General features: G+C 72.4%; 16 protein-coding genes, 1 other RNA gene and 1 pseudogene. 11 read left to right on the top strand and 7 right to left on the bottom strand.

Annotated features, from left to right (window positions below; translation table 11 throughout):
• Positions 1-263: 263 nt before the first annotated feature.
• Positions 264-1,466, bottom strand: coding sequence for an ATP-binding protein (locus ACFPQ9_RS35565; RefSeq protein ID WP_380862681.1), 1,203 nt, complete (start codon positions 1,464-1,466; stop codon positions 264-266).
• Between the two features lie 311 nt (positions 1,467-1,777).
• Here ACFPQ9_RS35565 and ACFPQ9_RS35560 point away from each other — a divergent pair, with 311 nt between their 5' ends.
• The 3 genes from ACFPQ9_RS35560 to ACFPQ9_RS35550 are packed head-to-tail and all read left to right on the top strand — an operon-like array spanning position 1,778 to position 4,691.
• Positions 1,778-2,635, top strand: a complete 858-nt coding sequence (locus ACFPQ9_RS35560; protein ID WP_380862679.1) for a MaoC/PaaZ C-terminal domain-containing protein — start codon at positions 1,778-1,780, stop codon at positions 2,633-2,635.
• Positions 2,636-2,664: 29 nt separating this feature from the next.
• A complete protein-coding gene (locus ACFPQ9_RS35555) occupies positions 2,665-3,741 on the top strand; it encodes a Zn-dependent alcohol dehydrogenase (protein WP_380862677.1) in 1,077 nt (358 codons plus the stop codon).
• Between the two features lie 11 nt (positions 3,742-3,752).
• The gene (locus ACFPQ9_RS35550) at positions 3,753-4,691 is read left to right on the top strand and encodes a 3-oxoacyl-ACP reductase (RefSeq protein WP_380862675.1); all 939 of its coding nucleotides are present in this window, start codon (positions 3,753-3,755) and stop codon (positions 4,689-4,691) included.
• A 63-nt stretch (positions 4,692-4,754) separates the two neighbouring features.
• Here ACFPQ9_RS35550 and ACFPQ9_RS35545 read toward each other — a convergent pair whose 3' ends face one another.
• Together ACFPQ9_RS35545 and ACFPQ9_RS35540 are read right to left on the bottom strand one after the other, a co-directional pair.
• Positions 4,755-4,922, bottom strand: a complete 168-nt coding sequence (locus ACFPQ9_RS35545; RefSeq protein WP_380862673.1) for a hypothetical protein — start codon at positions 4,920-4,922, stop codon at positions 4,755-4,757.
• Positions 4,923-5,017: 95 nt separating this feature from the next.
• Positions 5,018-6,265: a hypothetical protein gene (locus ACFPQ9_RS35540; RefSeq protein ID WP_380862671.1), complete on the bottom strand. Its 1,248-nt coding sequence runs from the start codon at positions 6,263-6,265 to the stop codon at positions 5,018-5,020.
• 221 nt (positions 6,266-6,486) lie between these two features.
• Here ACFPQ9_RS35540 and ACFPQ9_RS35535 point away from each other — a divergent pair, with 221 nt between their 5' ends.
• The 3 genes from ACFPQ9_RS35535 to ACFPQ9_RS35525 are packed head-to-tail and all read left to right on the top strand — an operon-like array spanning position 6,487 to position 9,325.
• Positions 6,487-7,344 carry a Nif3-like dinuclear metal center hexameric protein gene (locus tag ACFPQ9_RS35535; RefSeq protein ID WP_380862669.1) on the top strand — a complete coding sequence of 286 codons (858 nt, stop codon included), beginning with the start codon at positions 6,487-6,489 and terminating at the stop codon, positions 7,342-7,344.
• The gene (locus ACFPQ9_RS35530) at positions 7,341-8,084 is read left to right on the top strand and encodes a zinc ribbon domain-containing protein (protein ID WP_380862685.1); all 744 of its coding nucleotides are present in this window, start codon (positions 7,341-7,343) and stop codon (positions 8,082-8,084) included. Before ACFPQ9_RS35535 ends, ACFPQ9_RS35530 begins: the two co-directional genes overlap by 4 nt.
• A 26-nt stretch (positions 8,085-8,110) precedes the next feature.
• A complete protein-coding gene (locus ACFPQ9_RS35525; protein WP_380862667.1) occupies positions 8,111-9,325 on the top strand; it encodes a bifunctional RNase H/acid phosphatase in 1,215 nt (404 codons plus the stop codon).
• On the opposite strand, the gene eda is transcribed toward ACFPQ9_RS35525, so the two are convergent.
• Positions 9,308-9,931, bottom strand: coding sequence for a bifunctional 4-hydroxy-2-oxoglutarate aldolase/2-dehydro-3-deoxy-phosphogluconate aldolase (gene eda / locus ACFPQ9_RS35520; protein ID WP_380862665.1), 624 nt, complete (start codon positions 9,929-9,931; stop codon positions 9,308-9,310). The genes ACFPQ9_RS35525 and eda overlap by 18 nt on opposite strands.
• Before the next feature lie 78 nt (positions 9,932-10,009).
• Complete coding sequence (gene yaaA, locus ACFPQ9_RS35515) at positions 10,010-10,792, bottom strand: peroxide stress protein YaaA (protein ID WP_380862663.1); 783 nt, start codon at positions 10,790-10,792, stop codon at positions 10,010-10,012.
• Between the two features lie 73 nt (positions 10,793-10,865).
• On the opposite strand from yaaA, the gene ACFPQ9_RS35510 reads away from it, so the two are divergent.
• Positions 10,866-12,308, top strand: a complete 1,443-nt coding sequence (locus ACFPQ9_RS35510; protein ID WP_380862661.1) for an RNB domain-containing ribonuclease — start codon at positions 10,866-10,868, stop codon at positions 12,306-12,308.
• Here the strand turns inward: ACFPQ9_RS35510 and ACFPQ9_RS35505 are convergent.
• Positions 12,259-12,861: a hypothetical protein gene (locus ACFPQ9_RS35505; protein WP_380862659.1), complete on the bottom strand. Its 603-nt coding sequence runs from the start codon at positions 12,859-12,861 to the stop codon at positions 12,259-12,261. The genes ACFPQ9_RS35510 and ACFPQ9_RS35505 overlap by 50 nt on opposite strands.
• On the bottom strand, positions 12,861-13,658 hold the full coding sequence (locus ACFPQ9_RS35500; protein ID WP_380862657.1) for a MerR family transcriptional regulator: 798 nt from the start codon (positions 13,656-13,658) through the stop codon (positions 12,861-12,863). Before ACFPQ9_RS35500 ends, ACFPQ9_RS35505 begins: the two co-directional genes overlap by 1 nt.
• A gap of 158 nt (positions 13,659-13,816) precedes the next feature.
• Between ACFPQ9_RS35500 and ACFPQ9_RS35495 the strand changes: the two genes are divergently transcribed.
• The 4 genes and pseudogenes from ACFPQ9_RS35495 to ACFPQ9_RS35480 all read left to right on the top strand — a co-directional run bounded on the left by ACFPQ9_RS35495 (position 13,817) and on the right by ACFPQ9_RS35480 (position 16,695).
• Entirely contained in the window at positions 13,817-14,641 is an 825-nt protein-coding gene (locus tag ACFPQ9_RS35495; RefSeq protein WP_380862655.1) for an AraC family transcriptional regulator, read from the top strand.
• A 19-nt stretch (positions 14,642-14,660) separates the two neighbouring features.
• A pseudogene (locus tag ACFPQ9_RS35490) lies at positions 14,661-15,440 on the top strand (DMT family transporter); the annotation flags it as partial.
• 103 nt (positions 15,441-15,543) lie between these two features.
• Positions 15,544-15,949, top strand: an RNA gene (rnpB, locus tag ACFPQ9_RS35485) — RNase P RNA component class A.
• Between the two features lie 68 nt (positions 15,950-16,017).
• A complete protein-coding gene (locus ACFPQ9_RS35480; RefSeq protein ID WP_380862653.1) occupies positions 16,018-16,695 on the top strand; it encodes a DUF429 domain-containing protein in 678 nt (225 codons plus the stop codon).
• Positions 16,696-16,710: the final 15 nt, after the last annotated feature.

Here is a 16,710-nt window from a genome sequence, read left to right as displayed (position 1 = left end):
CGAGCCTGCACGTCTCCGCCCACTGTCCATGACGGCTTACCGGAACCGGCCCCTGAGGCACCGTCAGCCCGCTAAGCTCGAAAGACCGTCTCTGACCAGCGGGAATGGTGAAGTACCACTGGAGTACTAGGGGTCGGGACTACGTGAGCGACGGCGGGTGCGGGTCGTGGGGGCTGGTCGCGCGGTTCCCCGCGCCCCTGAGGTCGGCTCCGGCGTCGCCTGCTCACCCCGCGAGGCTTCGACGCACAACCCCAGCGGCCGGCTCAACCCACCGGACTGGCCACACCCACCTCAACCCGTTCCGCCACCAACCCCCGCGCCTCCACCGGCAATTCGGCCGTCACCACGAACCCCTGACGCGGCCCACGCCCCGCCGTCAGCGTGCCCCCGGCCGTGGCCAGGCGCTCCGTCAGCCCCTTCAGGCCCGTCCCACCGACGGCCCCCGGCGGCATGGCCTGCCCCCGGCCGCCCCCGCCGCCCCCGTCGTCCGTCACCGTCAGCCGAACCCGCTCCCCACCACTGCCCGCCACCACGATCTCGCACCGCGCCGCGCCACTGTGCCGGACGACGTTCGTGACCGCCTCCCGCACCACCCACCCCAACAGGGCCTCGGTCTGCGGCACGAGCGGCGGCCCCGAGCGGCGTACGACGGGCTCGATGCCGGCGGCCCGCAGGGCCGACTCCGCGCGGTCCAGCTCGTCGCGCAAGGTGCCCTGCCGGTATCCCGTGACAGCCTCGCGGATCTCCGTGAGCGCCTGCCGGCCGACCGCCTCGATGTCGTTCAGCTGTGCCTGGGCCGCCGCCACGTCCCCGGCGGCGAGGCGCCGGGCGGCCTCCGACTTCACCACGATCACCGACAGCGTGTGGCCGAGCAGGTCGTGCAGATCCCGGGAGAAACGCAGCCGCTCCTCCTCCACGGCACGCCGGGCCAGCTCCTCGCGGGCCGTGCGCAGCTGCCGTACCGCCTCCGACAGGGACAGGATCGCCGCCGTCACCATCGTCGAGATCCAGGTGGCGTAGGCGATGTCCAGGCCGCTCCAGCCGTCGTGGAACATGGAGACCGCCCCGGCCAGCACACCCACGACCAGGCCGACCGGGCGCAGCCGCGGCATCCGCACCGCCGCGCCCGTGGCCAGCCCGAGCAGCGGGAAGAACAGCAGCCAGTTGCCGCCGTACGCCAGCGCCAGCGCGCAGGTGACCAGGCCAAGGAGCGCCAGGGCCACTCGGGTGGAGGTCGCCTCCCGGGTCTCCTGTGCGAAGGAGCGGAAGGAGACGTAGATGTAGAGCGAGTTGAAGGTGAGCAGCCCGAGCCCGCCGATCCACGGGTCGGGGGTCTCCCCCTGGAAGAGGTTGGAGAAGGCGCCCATGCCCATCAGCAGCCAGGGCAGCAGGCTGTAGCCGTTGGGGCTCCGCTCGTCCCTGAACGTCTCGCACGAGGTCCCGCGGGTCTTGCGCAACCAGGCCATGCCTGCCCCCTGTCGGATGAGAACCGATGACACCGACGGTACGGACCGGGGGCGCCGCGCGGCAGTGGCGGCCGTACGCGATACGGCAGGACAAATGTCACGGCATGTCACTGCACGCCGATCCGGCGAACCGGATCTGATGCCGCGTCAGGAGCCTTCACAACTGCGGTGCGCTCGGCTATACAGAGGTCGCCGGACTGGAACGCGTTCTAGAACGGCCCGTGACGACCTCGGTGCGGCCGACGGTGCGGACGGCCGTACCGAGGTCTTGCTCCGCCACTCGCAGAACCTCCGCCAATGTCAGGAGCCGTATGCCCATCGACGCAGCCAAGGCTCTCGCCGCCGAACCCCGGACCGGTGAGATCTCCTGGAACTCCAAGGACGTCCAGCTCTACCACCTCGGCATCGGCGCCGGTCTGCCCGCCACCGACCCCGATGAACTGCGCTACACCCTGGAGTCCCGGCTGCACGTCCTGCCGAGCTTCGCCACCGTCGCGGGCTCCGAATCACCCGGTGTGATCAGCGGCCTGTCCATGCCCGGCATCGAGGTCGACCTCGCCCGTGTCCTGCACGGCGGCCAGAGCATCGTGCTGCACCGGCCCATCCCGGCCACCGGCACGGCCACCGCCACCAACCGGATCGCCGCGATCTACGACAAGGGCAAAGCGGCCGTCCTCGTACTGCGCACCGAAGTGGCCGACGCGGACGGCCCGTTGTGGACGAACGACTCCCAGATCTTCATCAAGGGCGAGGGCGGCTGGGGCGGCGACCGGGGCCCCTCGGCCCGTCTCGAACCCCCCGCCGGTGCCCCGGACCGGACCGTCGAGCGCACCGTCCGCGAGGACCAGGCCCTGCTCTACCGCCTCTCCGGCGACTGGAACCCGCTGCACGCCGACCCGGAGTTCGCCAAGGTCGCCGGCTTCGAGCGGCCCATCCTGCACGGCCTGTGCACCTACGGCATGACCCTCAAGGCGGTCGTCGACACCCTGCTCGGCGGCGATGTGACCCGGGTGCGCTCCTACGTCACCCGGTTCGCCGGGGTCGTGTACCCGGGGGAGACCCTGCGGATCCGCATGTGGCCCGGCGAGGGCTCCGTGCGGGTCGCCGTGAGCGCGGTCGAGCGGGACGACGCGCCCGTCCTCGCCGACACCGTCGTCGAACACACCTGAGTCCGTACGCCCTGGAGGGGAGCCGCACCATGCGCGCAGCCGTATTGCACGAGATCGGCCAGGACAAGCTGGAGGTCCTCGACGACGTCGAGGCGGTGGGCTTCGGCCCCGGGAAGGTCAGGGTCCGGGTGCGGGCCACCGGGCTGTGCCACTCCGACCTGTCCGCGATGAACGGCGTCCTGCCCCAGCCCGCGCCCTTCGTCCCCGGACACGAGGGCGCGGGCGAGATCCTCGACGTCGGGGAGGGCGTACGGAACCTCAAGCCCGGCGACCGGGTCGTACTGTGCTGGCTGCCCGCCTGTGGCGCCTGCCCCGCGTGCAAGCGCGGCCAGACCGAGCTGTGCCTGGCCGGGTTCATGAACGCCGGGACCCCCAACTTCAAGCGCCCCGGCGGTGACCTGTTCGGCTTCGCGGGCACCGGTACCTTCACCGAGGAGGTCGTCGTCGACGCGGGCTGCGCGGTGCCCATCCCCGACGACGTGCCCTTCGACATCGCCGCCCTGATCGGCTGCGGCGTCACCACCGGGCTGGGCGCGGCCCTCAACACCGCCGACCTTGAGGCAGGTTCGTCGGTCGCCGTCATCGGCTGCGGAGGCGTCGGCATCTCGGCGATCCAGGGCGCGAAACTCCGGGGCGCCGCCGAGATAGTCGCCGTCGACCCGGTCGCCTCCCGCCGCGAGGCCGCGCTGAAGTTCGGCGCCACCAGGGCCGTCTCCCCGGACGAACTGGCCGACGCCAAGCAGCAGGTCACCGCCGGCGAGGGCTTCGACTACGTCTTCGAGGTCGTCGGCAGGTCCGCCACCGCCCGCACCGCGTACGAGAACACCCGCCGCGGCGGCACCCTCGTCGTCGTGGGCGCCGGCGCCATGGACGACTTCCTCCAGCTCAACATGTTCGAGCTGTTCTTCGACGAGAAGCGCATCCTGCCGTCCATGTACGGCGGCGGCGACGTGCTGCGCTCCTACGAACGGACCATCGCGCTGTGGCGGGCCGGCCGGATCGACCTGAACGGCCTGATCACCCACCGGGTGCCGCTGGCCGAGATCAACGAGGCCCTGGACCAGATGCGTACCGGGACGGCCCTGCGTACGTGCATCGAGATCTGAGGACGGTGCCGATGTCACTGCCACTTGAGGGGCTGTCGGCCGTCGTCACCGGTGCCGGTCGGGGCCTGGGCCGGGGCGAGGCGCTCGAACTCGCCCGGCTCGGCGCCGCCGTCGTCGTCAACGACTTCGGGCAGCCGGGCCGCGACGGCTCGGGCGATGCCTCCGCCGCTCCCGCGGAGGAGGTCGCCGCCGAGATCCGCGCGGCGGGCGGGAAGGCGCTGTCGCACACCGGCGACGTGGCGGACTTCCGGCAGGCCGGGGAACTGGTCCGACTGGCGATCGCCGAGTTCGGCAAGCTGGACGTCCTCGTCAACAACGCGGGCATCCTGCGCGACCGCATGGTCTTCTCCATGACCGAGGAGGAGTGGGACTCGGTGATCCGGGTCCACCTCAAGGGCCACTTCAACACGACCCACTTCGCCGCCGCGCACTGGCGCGAACGCTCCAAGGCGGCGGGAGGGCCGGTGTACGGGCGGATCGTGAACACCTCCTCGGAGGCGTTCCTCGCCGGATCCGCCGGGCAGCCCAACTACGCGGCGGCCAAGGGCGGCATCGTCGGCCTCACCACCTCCACCGCCCTCGCACTCGCCAAGTACGGCGTCACCGCCAACGCCATCTGTCCGCGCGCCCGCACCCGGATGACCGAGGACGTCTTCGCCGGCCTCGAACAGCCCGAGGACGGACTCGACCCGCTCGCCCCCGAGCATGTCGCCCCGCTCGTCGGCTACTTGGCGTCCCCGGCCGCCGCCCGCGTCAACGGGCAGCTGCTCGTCGTGCACGGCGGCATGGTCGCGATCGTCGAACGGCCGCGGGTGGCGGCCAAGTTCGACAGCAAACAGGAGACCTTCACCTACGACGAGCTCGACACGCTGCTCACCCCGTACTACGGGGAGCGGCCGTCGGGAGAGACCTTCGCGGCGGCGGAAGTACTGGGCCTGAAGCGGGCGTAGAGACGGAATCGGCCCCGCCCCCCGAAGGGGAACGGGGCCGTACGCCGTTGCTCGTGCGCGGCGTCAGGCCGCAGCCGTCTCGGTCTCCTCGACCGGCTTGCGGTGACGGCCGCGCGGAGCCGTCTCGCCGTCCTGGGCCGACACCGGGCCCCGGTGCCTGCCGTGACCGGCGTCCTTGGAAACGTCGTGAACGTCGGCCGGCCCCGGCTGGGTCGTGCTGGCGTTGCTCATCGGAAAACTCACCCCGTCAACATGATCTTTCTTACAGCCGGGCGAGTTTAACCGGACGACCACGGGCCGAATCCAGGCGGGCACGCCAACCGGCACTACTTCGTTACAAGACCGCCCAATGGGGCTTGCTGCAACGGCACGGGGCGCTTCTGCGCGGGGGCCGAGGGGGGATCTGTGGGTGCCGCGTCATGTCGGTGGTCTGGTGCGGCGCCGTCGTGGTTTGTCGCGCCCGCGCGGCGGTAGCCGCAATTCGAATCCAGCCCCGCGCCCCCTTGGGGCGCTTCACATCGCGCCACTCCACAAGGCACCGCCCCCGTCGCGTACGGCAGTTGAAGCACGCCATCCCTCGTCCACCACCCGGCACCCGGCAACCACCCCTCGGGCGCGGCGAGATGCCGTAGCTCCCGTTCGGCGGGCCGCCACACCCCGACCCAGCTGGCGAGCGGCCCCTCGATGTGCAGCGCCACGCCGCAGCTCTCCGGCGTCAGCACCTGCCCCGGCTGGATCGCGAACGGCGTCACCGCGCACTCCGGCATGCGCAGGCACTCCGGGAAGCGCACCGGCAGCGTGCTGCCCAACACCCCCCAGCCCAACCGTTCCTGCCCGGGCGAGGGCGCGTCCGAGCGGATCAGCAGCAGCCCGCTGTCCGGGTCGGCGAGCAGCACCCGGTCGTCGCTGCCGTCCGCGATCTGCAACAGCGGCGACACCTCGCCGCCCCGCCCCAGATCGACCACCACGGCCTTGGTCCGGCCCTCCGACTCCCGGTCGAGGACCAGCATCCGCCCCTCCCGGTCCAGCCACACCCCGCCCGAACAGCGCCCCGGGATCCGCGCGACGGGCTCCGGCCCGAAGGCGCCGCCCGCCACCAGCCACACCGCGCTGGAGTGCGCGCCCACCGCGAGGGCGTACGCCTTGTCGCCGCCCGGCGCCGGGGGCAGCATCCGCAGCCGGGTCCCCTCCTCGGGGCACTGGACCGCGCCCAGCGGCAGCTCTCCCGTGCCGGGCCCGGTCGGATACAGCAGTGAGAAGACGTGCCGTCCGTCGGTGGGGCGGCGGATGAGGACCCGCCCGTCGCCCATCGGCTGCACCTCGGTGCCGGGCTCCTCCGGCTGGTGGGCGGGCAAAGGCACGGCGTACGGCTCGGGGCCGTCCAGGGTCCAGCGCTCAGGGAACCAGCAGTCGCCGTCCAGGGCTAGACGGGCGGCGTAGGAACCGTCCGCCGTGATGGTGCACCCCGCCCGGGGCGCGTCACCGCCCGCGTGCTCCGCCGCGGGCGGTGGGGATCCCTCCTTCCCGGACTTCTCGAACGAAGCCGAGAGCTCGGGGGACGCACTGGCCGTCATGGTCCGGTCACCTCCGGTGACGACGCTAGTTTTCGCACGCACAGGCGTGGGACCGGGGGAGTTCCGCTTCACACAAAGGTGTGGCAGAGGAACGATTCGCCTGAGGAAACAGGGGTGGATGTGCTGAGCGGAGCCGGCCGTGCGCGCGGGCGGCCACCGGGGCGGACGAGCGGCTCCGGCACCGGTACATCCCCGGGGACCAGCCAGGTAGCCTTGCCCTCGTGCCCCGTCTGTCTGAAGTCATCGCCGCGCTGGAGAACCTGTGGCCCGCCGAACGGGCCGAGTCCTGGGACGCGGTCGGCACCGTCGTGGGCGACCCCGACCAGGAGGTCTCCCGGGTCCTGTTCGCCGTCGACCCGGTCCAGGAGATCGTGGACGAGGCGGTCAAGCTCGACGCCGACCTGCTGGTCACCCACCACCCGCTCTACCTCCGCGGTACGACGACGGTCGCGGCCTCCCACTTCAAGGGCCGGGTCGTGCACACGCTCATCAAGAACGACATCGCGCTCCACGTCGCGCACACCAACGCCGACACCGCCGACCCCGGAGTCAGCGACGCCCTGGCCGGCGCGCTGGACCTGCGCGTCGTGCGCCCGCTGGTGCCGGACCCGACGGACCCCTCCGGGCGCCGCGGCCTCGGCCGGATCTGCGAGCTCGACCACCCGCTCACCGTCCGCGAACTCGCCGCCCGCGCCGCAGAGCGGCTGCCCGCCACCGCGCAGGGCATCCGCGTGGCCGGCGACCCCGAGGCGACGGTCCGCACGATCGCCGTCAGCGGCGGCTCCGGCGACAGCCTCTTCGACCAGGTGCGAGCGGCCGGCGTGGACGCCTTCCTCACCGCGGACCTGCGCCACCACCCGGCCTCCGAGGCCGTCTCCCACAGTCCTCTCGCGCTGCTCGACGCGGCGCACTGGGCCACCGAATGGCCCTGGTGCGAGCTGGCCGCCGCCCAGCTCGACGAGATCTCCGACCGCAAGGGATGGGGACTGCGCGTCCACGTCTCCGACACGGTCACCGACCCCTGGACCGCCCACGCGGCGTCCAACCCGCCCACTAGAAACACGGGAGCCCCCAACTGAACGCCGCGCCGGCCGACCAGATCCGACTCCTCGACGTCCAGGCCCTCGACGTCCGCCTCCAGCAGCTCGCGCACAAGCGGAAGTCGCTGCCCGAGCACGCCGAGATCGAGTCGCTGACCAAGGACCACACCCAGCTGCGCGACCTGCTCGTGGCCGCGCAGACCGAGGAGAGCGACTGCGCCCGCGAGCAGACCAAGGCCGAGCAGGACGTGGACCAGGTGCGCCAGCGCGCCGCCCGCGACCAGCAGCGCCTGGACTCCGGCGCCGTCACCTCCCCGAAGGACCTGGAGAACCTCCAGCACGAGATCGCCTCCCTCGCCAAGCGGCAGGGCGACCTGGAGGACGTCGTCCTGGAGGTCATGGAGCGCCGCGAGTCCGCACAGGAGCGGGTCGCCGAACTGACCGAGCGGGTCGGCGCGGTCCAGGGCAAGGTCGACGACGCGACCGCCCGCCGGGACGCCTCCTTCGAGGAGATCGACGGCGAGGTCGCCTCGGTCACCAAGGAGCGCGAGGTCATGGCCGGTTCGGTCCCCGCGGACCTGCTCAAGCTCTACGACAAGCTGCGCGCGCAGCAGGGCGGCATCGGCGCGGCCAAGCTGTACCAGCGCACCTGCCAGGGCTGCCGCCAGGAGCTCGCCATCACCGAGCTCAGCGAGGTCCGCGCGGCCGCGCCCGACACGGTGGTGCGCTGCGAGAACTGCCGCCGGATCCTGGTGCGCACGGCGGAGTCCGGTCTCTAGGACCCGGTCGGTAAGGGGCTTTGGTCGTGCGGGAGTTCATCGTCGAGGCCGACGGCGGGTCACGGGGCAACCCGGGGCCCGCGGGCTACGGCTCCGTCGTCATCGACGCGGCGACGGGGCAGACGCTGGCCGAGGTGGCCGAGTACATCGGCGTCGCCACGAACAACGTCGCCGAGTACCGCGGCCTGCTCGCGGGCCTGCGTACCGCGCACGAACTCGACCCGACGGCGACCGTCCACGTCCGCATGGACTCCAAGCTGGTCATCGAGCAGATGTCGGGCCGCTGGAAGATCAAGCACCCCGACATGAAGCCGCTGGCCTTCGCGGCGTCGAAGGTCTTCCCGGCCCCTCAGGTGACGTACGAGTGGATCCCCCGGGAGCAGAACAAGCACGCGGACCGGCTGGCCAACGAGGCGATGGATGCCGGGAAGCGGGGGGAGCGGTGGTCGGCTTCGGCGTCCACGGCAGAGCTGGAGGCGGCTGACGCGAGGGCGGCCAGGGCCGCCGCGCAGACGGTTCCCTCGGTTCCCGCCGCCGGCGCCAAGACCGAAGCCGATGTCAGGGCCGCGCGTACCGTGGCCGCGCCCTCCACCGGTTGGGGCCCCGCCGACATGGGAGCGCCCGCCACCTTCGTGCTGTTGCGGCACGGGGAGACGCCGCTCACGCCCCAGAAGCGGTTCTCCGGGAGCGGCGGGACCGACCCGTCCCTCTCCGACGTCGGCCGGGAGCAGGCCGAGCGGGTCGGCGCCGCACTCGCCCGGCGCGGCACCGTCCAGGCCGTCGTGGCCTCACCGCTCGCCCGCACCCGGGAGACCGCCGGTATCGTCGCCGCCCACCTCGGCCTGGACGTCACCGTCGACGACGGTCTGCGCGAGACGGACTTCGGCGCCTGGGAGGGCCTCACCTTCGGCGAGGTCCGCGAACGCTACGCCGACGACCTGGGCGCCTGGCTCGCCGACCCCGAGGCCCGCCCCACCGGCGACGGCGAGAGCTTCGCGGCGACCGCGACCCGGATCGCCGCCACCCGCGACAAGCTGGTCGCGGCGTACGCGGGCCGCACGGTCCTCCTCGTCAGCCACGTCACACCGATCAAGACGTTCGTACGGCTCGCCCTGGGCGCCCCGCCCGAGTCCCTGTTCCGCATGGAACTCTCGGCGGCCTCCCTCTCCGCGGTCGCGTACTACGCCGACGGCAACGCCAGCGTCCGTCTCTTCAACGACACCTCACACCTGCGTCCGTAGCCCCGCCGCCGCCCGGGCCAGCGCCTCGACGCGCCCCCAGTCCCGCGCGGCGACCGCGTCCGCCGGAAGCATCCAACTGCCGCCCACGCAGCCGACGTTGGGCAGCGCGAGATAGTCGGGCGCGGTCGCCGGACCGATCCCGCCCGTGGGGCAGAACCGGGCCTGCGGCAGCGGTCCGTTCAGCGACTTGAGATAGGCGGTGCCGCCCGCCGCCTCGGCCGGGAAGAACTTCATCTCCCGCACCCCGCGCTCCAGCAGCGCCACCACCTCGGACGTGGTCGACACCCCCGGCAGATACGGCACCCCGGACGCCCGCATGGCCTCCAGCAGCAGATCCGTCCAGCCGGGGCTCACCAGAAAACGCGCCCCCGCCTCGACCGCCCGCGTCACCTGCTCCGGCGTGATCACCGTGCCCGCGCCGACCACCGCGTCGGGCACCGCGTCCGCGATGGCCCCGATCGCCTCCAGGGCGGCCGGCGTCCGCAAGGTCACCTCGATCGCGGGCAGCCCGCCATCCACCAGCGCCCTGGCCAGCGGTACGGCGTCGGAGGGGTCGTCGATCACGACCACGGGGACGACGGGCGCGAGATCCAGGACTGAGGTCATGGCCTCATCCTGCCGACGAGATGCATCCTGCGCAAAGCTCGTTGCACAGGATGCAATAGAGAGATGGGGGTGGCCTGGTTAGTGGATCTCCGTCACCAGCACATCCAGCGTCCACGCCCTCCCGGCCCTGGCCGGCGCCTCCACCTCGACCTCGTACCCGAGGTCCCGCAGCGCCTCCACCAGCTCCGCCGGTCCCTGCGGCACGGCACCCGCCGTCAGCAGGCTCCGTACGATCCGCCCCTTGGTCGCCTTGTTGAAGTGGCTGACGACCTTCCGCGTCGGCGCGTGCAGCACCCGCACCGACGCCGTCCGCCCCGCCACCTCACCCTTCGGCTTCCACGCCGCCGCGTACGCCGACGAGCGCAGGTCCAGCACCAGCCCGTCCCCTGCCGCCTCCGGCAGCACCTCCGCCATCGGCGCCCGCCAGTGCGCCCCGAGCGCGCCGAGGCCGGGCAGCTTCACCCCCATCGAGCAGCGGTAGGAGGGGATGCGGTCGTTGACGCGCACCGCGCCCCACAGCCCCGAGAACACCAGCAGCGACCGGGTCGCCCGGCGCTTGGCCGCGGCGTCCAGCGACGCCAGGTCCAGGGCGTCGTACAGCACCCCGGTGTAGATCTCCCCGGCCGGCCGCGCGCCCGCCGTCGGCAGCCCGGCGTTCTTCGCCACCTCGCCCCGCAGGCCCTCGCTCAGCCCGAGCACGTCCCGCGCCTTGTCCTCGTCACCGGCACACAGCTCGACCAGCTCGCGCAGCACCGCCTCCCGCGCCTCGCCCAGCCCCGGCAGGGACAGCGACTCCAGCTTCAGCGGCGCACCACGACCGGACGAGGCCTTGCCTTCGGACGGCGGCAACAGGACAAGCACACGTACTCCCTCACTCGAACTCCGCCACAGCGTACGGCGTGCCGCCCGGCGACCCTCGCCCTACGCTCGACACATGCCCCGCCGCCACATCCGGGTGACCGGCGCCCCCGAGGCCCCCCTCCGGGCCGCCCTCACCGCCCTGCGCCACGAGCTCGGCGTCCCCACCGGCTTCCCGCCCGAGGCGCTGGCGCAGGCCGAGGAGACGGCGAAAGCCCCGGCCCTGCCGCCGGACGACGCCACCGACATCCCCTTCCTCACCATCGACCCTCCCGCCTCCACCGACCTCGATCAGGCGATGCACCTCTCCCGGCACGGCACCGGCTACCGCGTCCGGTACGCCATCGCCGACGTCGCCGCCTTCGTCGTACCGTCCGGCCCGCTCGACCAGGAGGCCCACCGGCGGGTGACCACCCTCTACTTCCCGGACCTGCGCGTCCCGCTGCACCCCGAGTCGCTGAGCGAGGGTGCGGCGAGCCTGCTCCCAGGCCGGGACCGGCCCGCCGTGCTGTGGACGATCGACCTCGACGGGGACGGCCGTACGGTCGCCGTCGACGTCCGCCGGGCCCTGGTGCGCAGCCGGGCCAAGCTGGACTACGCGGACGTACAGACGAAGATCGAGGCCGGGACCGCCGAGGAGCCGCTGGTGCTGCTGCGCCAGATCGGGCGGCTGCGGGAGAAGCTGGAGGTGGAGCGGGGCGGGGTCTCGCTCGCCGTACCCGAGCAGGAGATCGTCGAGCGCGACCACACCTACGAGCTCGTCTACCGCGCCCCGCTGCCCGCCGACGGCTGGAACGCGCAGATCTCCCTGCTCACCGGCATGGCCGCCGCCGACATGATGCTCTCCCTCGGCACCGGCATCCTGCGCACCCTCCCCGCCGCCCCCGACGGCGCGGTGGGCCGGCTGCGCCACACCGCGCACGCCCTGCACATCGACTGGCCGCACCACGTGTCGTACGCGTCGCTGATCCGCTCCCTGGACCCGCGCCGCCCGCACCACGCGGCCTTCCTCCAGGAGTGCACGACCCTGCTGCGCGGCGCCGGCTACACGGTCTTCCGCGGCGGCGCCCTGCCGCCCATCACCACCCACTCGGCCGTGGCCGCCCCCTACGCCCACTGCACGGCCCCGCTGCGCCGCCTCGCCGACCGCTACGCGTCCGAGATCTGCCTGGCGGCCGCCGCCGGCCGACCGGTGCCCGAGTGGGTGACGGCCGCCCTGGACGCGCTGCCCGCCCGGATGGCCGAGGGCAGCCGGCGCGCGGGCACGGTCGAGCGGGAGTGCCTCGACATCGTGGAGGCGGCACTGCTGAAGGACCGGGTGGGAGAGGTCTTCGACGGCTGTGTGGTGGAGGTGGAGGAGCGCCGGCCCGCCGTCGGGACCGTGCAGGTGGAGTCCCCGGCGATCATCGGCCGGGTCGAGGGGGCGGACGGTCGACCGCTGCCGCTGGGGGAACGGATCCGGGTCCGGCTCACCCGGTCGGATCCGGGATCGGCGAAGGTGCGGTTCGAGCCCGTGTGATCGCCTTGACGAGGCTGTCGGCGTCGTCGGCGTGGAAGCGCACGAGCCGTATGTCCTGACGCCGCCCGAGGAAGGTGAAGTGGGCGACTGGCTCGGTGAGTTCGAGGGTCACGGTGGTCTGGGAGCCGATGGCGAGGTTCAGTTCGCCCTCGGCCTTCTCATGGGTGGTGCGCAGCTCGCGGCGGGCCCGGGCGATCTTCTCCAGCGGTATCCGCAGATCGACGTGCGCGGCACGCCGCACGCGCAGGAAGCCGGCATCGAGGACATGCGGTCGTACGACGGAGGCGGCGTGCATCCCGACGATCAGCACCAGGGTGTAGACGTCCACCGTGAACCACGCCCGCTGCACGGCCGGGTGGTTGCGCAGCAGCACGGACATCATGATCGACTCGATCACGATCACGAACCCGAATCCCAGCAGCATGGTGCCCTGGCCGCGCGCGTACCCGAAGCCGGTGCCGGTACCGATCCCGTTCGGGCGTCGGGCCACCCACAGCCCGATACTCACGAGGAGCCGCAGCTCGTGCCGGACGAGGAGGAAAAAGGTCCGCATCAAGGCACGTCTCCTTCCGTTTCCGTTTCCGTTTCGGTTTCGGTTTCGGTTTCGGTGAGGATGCGCAGGGTGCGGCGGATGGCCTCCGCCTGGGCCGGGGCGAAGTCGGCGTAGAAGGCGCGCAGGAACGGGTTGTCGGGGTCGACGGTCAACGGCTCCGGGAACAGGTCGCGGGGCAGGCAGTCGGCGAGGGCGCGGGCCGCCTCGGCCACGCGCGGGTCGTCGGGGTCTGCGTCGGCGAGCCGGTCGAGCAGGGCGTAGGCGGCGAGGGCCCGCTCCTGGCCACCCGGCCGGGCGAGCGCATCGCCCAGTGCGCCCATGAGCTGCTCCCGCGCCGCGGGACCGGCCGTGGTCTCGATCAGCGCGAGCATCTCGCGATCCTTGGCGGCCATGGGGGAGTCGGCGACAAGATGCGCGGTGTCCTTGAACAACGCGGCCAGCTGCGGCGACACGGGCCCCTCGGCGGGCAGCCCGCCCTCCGCCTCCAGCAGCACCCGCAGCCGTTCCCGCCGCTCCCGGATGGCGGCCTCCTGCCGGGCCAGATCCTCATCCAGCTCGCTGAGCACCTCGACGAGATCCTTCCCGGCGTCCTCGGCGAGCACGTCCCGGATCTCCGCGAGCCCCAGCCCCAGCTCGGCCAGCCGCCGGATCCGCGCGAGCACGACGGCATGCCGCAGCGTGTAGTCCCGGTAGCCGTTCGGCCGCCGCTCCGGCTCGGGCAGCAGGCCCTGATGGTGGTAGTGCCGCACCGTCCGGGTGGTGACACCGACGGCGGCGGCGAGTTCTCCGATCCGCATGGGATCAGTAGAGACGTTGACGTTGCGGCAAGGTCAAGCGCGACCGGGTCGCGGTCGGTCAGGTCCTCGGGGGCGGTGTGCAGGTAGTAGCGGGACGCCGCCCCGGGCATGGAAACAGAGCCTCCGTTGTTGAGCCGCTACGGGAGAGGGGGCGTGAAGTGCGCGAACAGGCACTGTGGACGAGGGCCCGGCTCGGCCGGGACGGTCCGCCCCTCGACCTGCTCACCGCCCGCTTCGACCGCCATGTCTACGCCCCGCACGCCCATGACGAATTCACCATCGGCGTCTGTGTCGGCGGCAGCGAGATCATCGACTACCGGGGCGGCCACATCCGTCCAGGACAGGGCTCCATCGTCGTACTGGCACCGGGAGAGATGCACACGGGCGGTCCGGCGGCGACCGGTGGTTACGCCTACCGAGCCCTGTACGCCGAGCCGTCCCTCCTGACCGACGGCACCCTGGGCAACGGCGTTCCACACTTCCACGAGCCCCTCCTCGACGACCCCCAGCTCTCCACCGCCCTGCGCCTCACGCACGCCGAACTCGCCGCCTGCCCGGACCCGCTGGAGGCCGAGTCCCGTATCCCGTGGCTGATGACGGCCCTGACCCGCCGCCACTCCACCGCCCGGGCGACGACGGACACGGTCGCGGGCGCCGGCCACATAGCGCGCACTGTCCGCGACCGCCTCGCCGACGAGCTCACGGCACCACCCTCCCTCGCGTCCCTCGCCACCGACCTCGGCCTCTCCCGCTACCAGCTCCTGCGCGCCTTCCGTACGACGATGGGGGTGCCGCCGTACGCCTGGCTGGCCCAGCACCGCGTGAACCGGGCCCGCGGGTTGCTGGAGTCCGGCCTGCGCCCGGCCGAGGTAGCCGGCCTGGTCGGTTTCGCGGACCAGGCACACCTCACGCGCTGGTTCCGCCGCGTCCTGGGCGTGACCCCGGCGGCGTACCGCAACAGCGTTCAAGACGACGGGCGGTGAAGCGGCCGAAACTCTCCGCATGACTGCACGCGGCTGGTTCCTGTTCGCCCTGATGAGCGTGATCTGGGGCGTCCCCTATCTGATGATCAAGGTGGCGGTGGACGAGGTCTCCCCGTCCATGGTGGTGTTCACGCGCTGCGCACTGGGCGCCGCGCTGTTGTTGCCTTTCGCGATCCGGCAGGGAGGCCTGACCCCGACGGTACGACGGCACTGGCGCCCGATGCTGGCCTTCGCGTGCATCGAGATCATCGGCCCTTGGTGGACCCTGACGGACGCCGAACGCCACCTGTCCAGCTCCACGGCAGGCTTGCTGATCGCCGGCGTACCGATAGTCGGTGTCGCGCTCGCCCGCTTCTTCGGCACGGCAGAACACCTGGGCATCCGCCGTCTGACCGGCCTCGGCCTGGGCCTGGCGGGCGTGGCGGTCCTCACCGTCCCGCACCTGACGGGCGGCGACGCCCGCTCGCTGGCGGAGGTGCTGCTGACGGTGCTCGGCTACGCGACGGCTCCGCTGATCGCGGCGCGCTGGCTGAAGGACGTACCGTCCCTGCAGCTCACAGCGCCATGCCTGGCCCTGGCGGCGGTGGTCTACGCTCCCGCGGCGGCGGTGACCTGGCCTGCTTCGGTCCCCTCGGCCGAGGTCCTGACGGCGCTGGCCGCCCTGGGCGTGATCTGCACGGCGGTCGCCTTCGTGGCGTTCCTGGAGCTGATCAAGGAAGTGGGGCCGACGCGGGCGACGGTGTTCACGTACGTCAATCCGGCGGTGGCGGTGGCGGCAGGGGCCGTGTTCCTGGACGAGCGCCTCACGGCGGGGATCGCTGCGGCGTTCGCCCTGATCCTGGCGGGCTCGGTACTGGCGACGTCCGCACCCCGCAGGCCGGTACCATGGTCGACACGGCAGACGAGCCGGGCGGACGGCCGCGTGAAGTCCCTCAGGGGGCTTCCCGAGGAACGTCCGGGCTCCACAGGGCAGGGTGGTGGCTAACGGCCACCCGGGGTGACCCGCGGGACAGTGCCACAGAAAGCAAACCGCCGGGGACCTCGGTCCTCGGTAAGGGTGAAACGGTGGTGTAAGAGACCACCAGTGCCCAGGGTGACCTGGGCAGCTAGGTAAACCCCACCCGGAGCAAGGTCAAGAGGGGCCGCGGTAAAACGTGGCTCTGCGCGGACGATCGAGGGCTGCCCGCCCGAGTCCGCGGGTAGACCGCACGAGGCCGGTGGCAACGCCGGCCCTAGATGGATGGCCGTCGCCGGGGGCTCCGCGAGGAACCCCCGGAACAGAACCCGGCGTACAGCCCGACTCGTCTGCCTTTCCGGCTCTCGCGCCCCGCCTACGATGGGCCTCCACTCGGACCCGGCGCGAGAGGCAAGGCGGCATGGATGTCCTCGGGATCGACGCCTGTGGCAAGCAGGGATGGGTCGGGATCAAGCTCACGGACGGCGCCTACGCGGGCAGCCTGGTCGACGTCCGGCTCGAGGCGTTGATCGAGCGTGCCGGCAGGGTTGAGGCCATCGCGGTGGACATGCCGCTCGGCCTCGTCGAGAAGGGCTGGCGGACAGCGGATCTCCAGGCGAGGGCGCTGCTACGGGCGCGACGCAGCAGTGTTTTCCTCGTGCCGCCGCGGCCGGTGTGGTGGCAGCTGGACTATGTGGCGGCCGGCGATCTGTGCCATGAGCTCACCGGTCGTCGGCCCAGCCGGCAGGCGTGGGCGCTGGCTCCGAAGCTTCTCGAGGCTCGGGCGTGTTGGCTGGCCGATGAGCGGGTCCATGAGGTGCATCCCGAGGTGTCCTTCCTTGCCCTGGCCGACGGCGTGCCACTTGCCTACGCCAAGAAGACATGGCGCGGCCAGAATGTGCGCCGCCACCTGCTCGCCGCAGCCGGGCTCACGCTGCCCGACGAGCTCGGTGAGGCGGATCGCATTCCTGCCGACGACGTTCTCGACGCCGCTGCCGCGGCCTGGTCTGCGCACCGGATCGCGCTGGGCGCCGCGGGCCGGATTCCAGAGGTCCCTGAGGTGGACGCGGAAGGGCGCGTCATCGAGATCCGGTACTGACGGCCCGCCAGGCGC

The organism is Streptomyces coerulescens (assembly GCF_042657965.1).
Taxonomy (GTDB): domain Bacteria; phylum Actinomycetota; class Actinomycetes; order Streptomycetales; family Streptomycetaceae; genus Streptomyces; species Streptomyces coerulescens.
This window is presented reverse-complemented; position numbering and strand designations above follow the sequence as displayed.